A 5439-nucleotide genomic window follows, 5' to 3' on the forward strand; every position below is an offset into this window, starting at 1 on the left:
GCAGCACTGGGGTGTCATTCGACCTCCATCCGTATATGAGCCGTATATGAGTGGAAACTGGCTTGCCGTCGAAACAAATTGAAGTCGCGTGTTGTCGTCCAGAAAGCCGGTTGCTGAGGTGACTAATCTCCTTCTCGGTTATCGCAGGCCCATGCTCGCATGTTCTTCGAGAAGCATATCGTCAGCTCTTACAGAAGGAGAACGTCGACCCAAACGGTGGTAAGTTCCCGAACATCAACAACCAAAGGTCCGTGCACTCATCGGATCCTATTGTCACAATAGATACCCGGCCATGCTACGGCGCCTTAAGGCAAATTCATGGCCATCGTGCCCCAAGGAGCAGCCTTCCGTTTTAGTTGAAATCACTGACTGTTCATTTGGGGACGCTACCCTACAATCCGCCCTCTTTTCTAACGGGATTGGTCGACGCAACGGACAGGATACCTTTGCGATCCGATGCCCTGCGGGTATGGCATCTGCGCAACAGCGCACTCGTAATATGCAGTGTGACGCGAGAACAGGCATTCACCGTTTTGAAATGGGATTTCCTCATGATCGAAGACAGATCAGACTCGTACCGTACCGCACGTCTTTGAGACCTGATGCTACATTGCGTGGTTTGCCTCGATGAGATCATCACCTGGTGTTAGGTCTGCTCGATTCGATCAGGAGCAATGCGTCGAGGCACATGCATCGGCCTCAATCGGTCATCCTCATGAGAGTCGCCAAGAAGCGAGATCCCTTTCACTCGCTCTTCAGGGTGGCGGGTCGTTCGGAGCATTCACCTGGGGCGTGCTCGACCGGCTCCTGGAGGAGGAGAATCTTTTGTTCGATGCTGTCAGCGGAGCAAGCGCTGGAGCTGTGAATGCTGTTCTCCTGGCTTCGGGACTTGCGGACGGTGGTCGAGTGGGGGCAAGGAACCGGTTGGAACGCTTCTGGCAGCGAGCCAGTGAGGCTGCTCCCCGAATCCAGCCCGGCATTGCCGCCGCGATCGCAACCCGTATTCTGTCGCCGTATCAGTTCAACCCGTTCAACCTGAATCCGCTTCGCGCGCTTCTCGCCAACGAAATCGACTTCGATGTTCTGAGAGACAACCCAAGCCTACGCCTCCTGATTGGGGCGACGCGCGTCCGCGACGGCAAGATGCACGTCTTTCAGGAGAAAGATCTCACAATCGACGTCATTCTGGCTTCAGCCTGCCTGCCCGTGATCCATCACGCGGTTTCCATTGATGGCGAGACGTATTGGGATGGCGGCTACTCGGCCAACCCGCCGCTGATCCCGCTGGTCGCGCGATCTCAAGCATCCGAGATCCTCATTGTACAGATCATGCCCACGGCCGGGGCCGACATGCCGACAACGGCCTCTGAAATCGTGAAGCGCATGGAGCAGATTACGTTCAACAGTTCGCTTCTTCGGGATATGGATGCTCTCGCGGCGATGACGAAGCTCGCCGAAGCTGAGGTCCAAGGATCACGCCCGTTCCAGAGACTGCAGAATTTGCGACTTCACCATGTCTCGGCTGAGACGGAGTACCCTCTGCTGAGCCAATCAAGTGCTCTAAATTTGGACTGGCACTTCCTGCTTCAGCTACGAGATGCTGGGCGGGGGGCGGCAGATCGCTGGCTTTCGAGCAGTTCAGAGCGACCATTCTTTGATCCTTCCAGGAGTGGAGGACCAGAGTCGAGCGGCGGGCAGCGTCCGTCGGCCCAAGCACAATTGGTCACCTCACCTTTCTCTGTGCGAGTGAAGCGACTCTGGCATTTGTCACAAGCCAGGTTGGCAAAGCTCCTCAGTCGGTCCTGAAGTGTAAATCGGCTCAGAAACGTCGCTCCATATCAGGACACGCGCAATTGGCTGAACATCCAAGACAAATAGTTTGACCGAAGGGTCACGACCGGCGCCGGCTGTGACCCTCTCACTCTGAGGAAAGATGCCGAGCCACGCACAGGTTTACGCTCAGTACGAGACTGGGTCCGGGTTCAAAGCCGAATGATAGTCAGGTGGGCGATTCCAGGGAGACTGGGCTGGGTTGGCCATCTCCTTTGGTTCAGTGAGCGGAGTGTCGACCGTGCAGATCACTCCCGTCGGGGCGAACTCGATCCGGGCCTCACCGCCGAGATCCTGGGCCAGGCTGCACTCGATCAGCCGGGTGCCGAAGCCGCGGCGGACGGGTGGCGCAACCGGCGGGCCTCCATGCTCCTTCCAGCGCAGCTTGAGATGCGGCGGCGTGTGGTGGCGGTCCACGCGCCAGGTGAGATCGACCGCGCCGGAGGGAATCGACAGGGCGCCGTACTTGAGAGCATTGGTAGCGAGTTCATGCAGCCCCATCGCCAGGTCGAGTGCCATGCGCGGCGACAGCCGCACTCCTGGGCCACGCACATGAAAGCGCTCGTGGGCTGCATCGCGGAACGGCGCCAGTGCCTGGTCGACGATCGCGCGCAGATCCGCCCCCTCCCATTTCTCCCGGGTGAGCACATCGTGGGCCCGAGACAGCGCGATCATCCGCTGCTCGATCATGGCACGCGCCTCTGGCGGCGTCGGCGCGTTGCGCAGCGTCTGCGAGACGATCGACTGTACCGTGGCCAGCGCGTTCTTGACCCGATGGTTGAGCTCGTTGAGCAGCAGCTGCTGATACTCGGCGGCCCGGACCCGGTCCGTGACATCGCTGCCCTCGACGAAGATGCCGGAAACTTGGCCGTCTGCCCCGATGATCGGCTGGTAGACGAAGTCGACAAAGATCTCCTCAGCCGGACCGTCCGGCTGCCGCTGCACCTTGGCTGGCATCTGGTGCCCGACGAAGGGCCGGCCCGTCCTGTAGACCTGATCGAGCCGCTCGAAGAAGCCCTGCCCGGCCAGCTCCGGCAGGGCCTCGCGCACCGGCTTTCCGATCAGATCGCGCTCGCCGACGATGCGCCGGTAGGCGGCGTTGACCAGGGCATAGACGTGGTCCGGCCCGCGCAGGACGGCCATGTGGCGGGCGCCTGCTGGAACAGGACGCGCAGGTCCGTCATCTCGGGCTGATAGGCGTGTCCGCTGTCGCGTTTGTCACTCATCGGTCTGATCCCTGGAAGTCCGTTCCCCAAAGGATACTGCCGCGAGGCGTCAGAGAAGTTGGGGCTCCAGTTGGAGAAACGCCGTCGACGTCAACGGGATCTGTCGCGGGCCATCTCTCTGGTGACTCTTGTGCACCCCGGCCCTGCAGAAGGCGACCTCTCAGTCAGCACCACTCTTCTTTTGGCTGCGGGGCATCACGTGACCGCTGCCTCCATGACGGTCGGTGCTGCATGAAGGGGAGCCTGAGGAAGTGTGGGGCGGATTATTAGCTACCTGGCAGGAAGAAGGTTGTTTTAGGACAGATAGCGATCTGCTCCTCGACGTGGCCCCATCGAAGCGAACAAAGACTTCATGTGGGGCGCGGGCGTCGCCGCTCCGCCACAAGGTGGGGCGCCCGCCTGAGCGCCTCCACCGGATCGGCCTACTTCTTCAAGTCGGACCTGTTGCTCGCCGTGGACGATACGCCACCCTGCCCTTCCTTGCGGAACGGCAGCTTGCCGGCCACGCGCCTGAGCGCGTCCGAGATATCGTATTTCAGCTTGTTGGTGATCTCCGCCATGGTCATGGCAAAACCTCATGAGGCTCAGCACACTCTCCGTGCCGCCCTGATAACGCGCAGTGTGGCCTCCCGTTTCCAGGACAGCGTTCCTCTCACGACGCTCAGTCGAGCCATGGCTGCAGGAGCGGCTTGGCGAGAGCGAGTTGCCGCACAATGCCCTGGTGCGGGACGCCTCGCTGCTGCAGACACTCCTGAATCTGCTGCTTGGCATCGTCCCAGGACAGTCCCTGTTCGTAGCAACATTGCAGATACCTGAGCGTATGTTCACGGTTCAACTCGGGGACAGCAAGTGGGGCTTGCTCGTCCATGAAGCATTGGGCAACGAGGTCTTCACACGCCATGACAGCAGCCTTTGGGCCAGTCGAACAGCATCTGTACCATGATAACTCAGATCGGGGCGCTGCCGCGCCTTTATCGTGTCTGATGAGCAGGCTGGAGAAGGACTATCCCATTGCCGGGTAACTTTTGCAGTATCGGCGGAGCCAACGATCCGCGGGAGCCTAAGGATTTGTGAGGCACCAAGTTGTGAAGCAGCTTCAGGAGCCCGCCATCGCGATACGTCGATCTGTCCGTCAATATGGGCTGCCCTGAAGCACTCCGTGGCCGCCACAAAAGCCTCATGCTCTCCTTAACTGCGCAAAGCCAATAACGACATGGAGATGAGGCCTATCCCTCGGTGAGCAGCACCGCATGCCGAAACTCTACTGTATGGAAACCTCCGAGGCCTGGCCTGATGACTCGTGGGACCTGTCACGTTCAGTAGCCAGCCAACGCGATCGTGTGTTTTATTTCACAGCAGTAAAGATTGGCACAAAATATGCTTCTCAACTCGGGGCGGATCCTCCGTCGGTTCCGTGTTGAGAAGGGATGTTATGAGCAAGAACGTATCAAAGGCCAAGACTGCGCCAGTCATCGCATGCCACAGCCGCACCGCTGCTGCCTTGGGCGCTGTCTTGGTCAAGCACCCTGCGGATGCGAAGAAGCTGGGGCCTGCCTGCATTCCGATCAAAGGAAGCGACGGAAGTTACTGGATGTGGCCGCTGGAGAGGGAATTCTTAGCCGCCATTGAGCGTCAATGAGCGCAAATGCTGCCTATTTCTTGAGCACTCCTGAGAGGCTCAGGCGTGTCAGATAAGACTAACCAAGTGGTGCACTATTGCAGACATGAAAAGGTATGTATTCACATTAGAAAATACTGCTCGTTAAGCGCGCTGCCGGAACGGGAGTGCTCCACATGCGTTCGGTAGGAGGCTATCTGCGAGGACAGTTTAGCCTCCCTGAACAGCAGCAAGAAAGGAGCCGTGTCATGGCAAACGGCGACTGGAGGAACGAGCAAGGCTGGCGCGACCGTCAGGATTGGAGGAACGAGCAAGACCGCTCTGGCTCCCGCGGCGGCGAGCGCGACCGCTGGCGCGATCAGGGCCGCGAAGACTTCGGCCGGGGTGGCAAAGATTATGGCAGCTCCCGCGGCGGATGGAGCGGCGGCCGTGAAGGCCAACCCGGCGGTGGATATGGCGGTGGCCGCGACTTCGGTAGCGATGCTGGCCGGGACTATGGACAGGGCTTTGGCCGCGACTACCGCGGCGGAGGCTCTCAAGGTGGCTTTGGTGGGAATGACTACTCCCGCGGCAACTATGGCGCCGATCAAGGATACCGTCAGGAATACGGGGGGCGGTCCGGTGATTACGGACAACGTGGCGGAGGGGAGCGTGGGCTCTGGGATCGTGCGAGCGATGAGGTCTCGTCCTGGTTCGGTGATGATGATGCCGAGCGTCGGCGCCGCGTGGATGAGCAGCGCAGCGGTCAGCATCGCGGCCGCGGGC

At 60.0% G+C, this 5439-nt stretch carries 5 protein-coding genes; 2 read left to right on the forward strand and 3 right to left on the reverse strand.

What is annotated here, in order from left to right; translation table 11 throughout:
- The first annotated feature begins 627 nt into the window (after positions 1-627).
- Positions 628-1806 carry a patatin-like phospholipase family protein gene (locus ACS5Q1_RS45875; protein WP_473104454.1) on the forward strand — a complete coding sequence of 393 codons (1179 nt, stop codon included), beginning with the start codon at positions 628-630 and terminating at the stop codon, positions 1804-1806.
- A gap of 153 nt (positions 1807-1959) precedes the next feature.
- Here ACS5Q1_RS45875 and ACS5Q1_RS45880 read toward each other — a convergent pair whose 3' ends face one another.
- The 3 genes from ACS5Q1_RS45880 to ACS5Q1_RS45890 all read right to left on the reverse strand — a co-directional run bounded on the left by ACS5Q1_RS45880 (position 1960) and on the right by ACS5Q1_RS45890 (position 3957).
- Positions 1960-2973, reverse strand: a complete 1014-nt coding sequence (locus ACS5Q1_RS45880; RefSeq protein WP_473104455.1) for a sensor histidine kinase — start codon at positions 2971-2973, stop codon at positions 1960-1962.
- Positions 2974-3478: 505 nt separating this feature from the next.
- Complete coding sequence (locus ACS5Q1_RS45885; RefSeq protein ID WP_473104456.1) at positions 3479-3622, reverse strand: hypothetical protein; 144 nt, start codon at positions 3620-3622, stop codon at positions 3479-3481.
- A 95-nt stretch (positions 3623-3717) separates the two neighbouring features.
- The gene (locus ACS5Q1_RS45890) at positions 3718-3957 is read right to left on the reverse strand and encodes a hypothetical protein (protein ID WP_473104457.1); all 240 of its coding nucleotides are present in this window, start codon (positions 3955-3957) and stop codon (positions 3718-3720) included.
- Between the two features lie 965 nt (positions 3958-4922).
- On the opposite strand from ACS5Q1_RS45890, the gene ACS5Q1_RS45895 reads away from it, so the two are divergent.
- Positions 4923-5439, forward strand: a 517-nt coding sequence (locus ACS5Q1_RS45895; protein WP_473104458.1) for an SWFGD domain-containing protein, incomplete at its 3' end; no start/stop codon positions are given.

Source organism: Microvirga sp. GN3 (assembly GCF_055792825.1).

Excerpts from the sequence above, each read along its gene's own strand:
- ACS5Q1_RS45875 (WP_473104454.1), top strand. The coding sequence starts at position 628 with ATGAGATCATCACCTGGTGTTAGGTCTGCTCGATTCGATCAGGAGCAA.
- ACS5Q1_RS45880 (WP_473104455.1), bottom strand. The coding sequence starts at position 2,973 with ATGGCCGTCCTGCGCGGGCCGGACCACGTCTATGCCCTGGTCAACGCC.
- ACS5Q1_RS45885 (WP_473104456.1), bottom strand. The coding sequence starts at position 3,622 with ATGACCATGGCGGAGATCACCAACAAGCTGAAATACGATATCTCGGAC.
- ACS5Q1_RS45890 (WP_473104457.1), bottom strand. The coding sequence starts at position 3,957 with ATGGCGTGTGAAGACCTCGTTGCCCAATGCTTCATGGACGAGCAAGCC.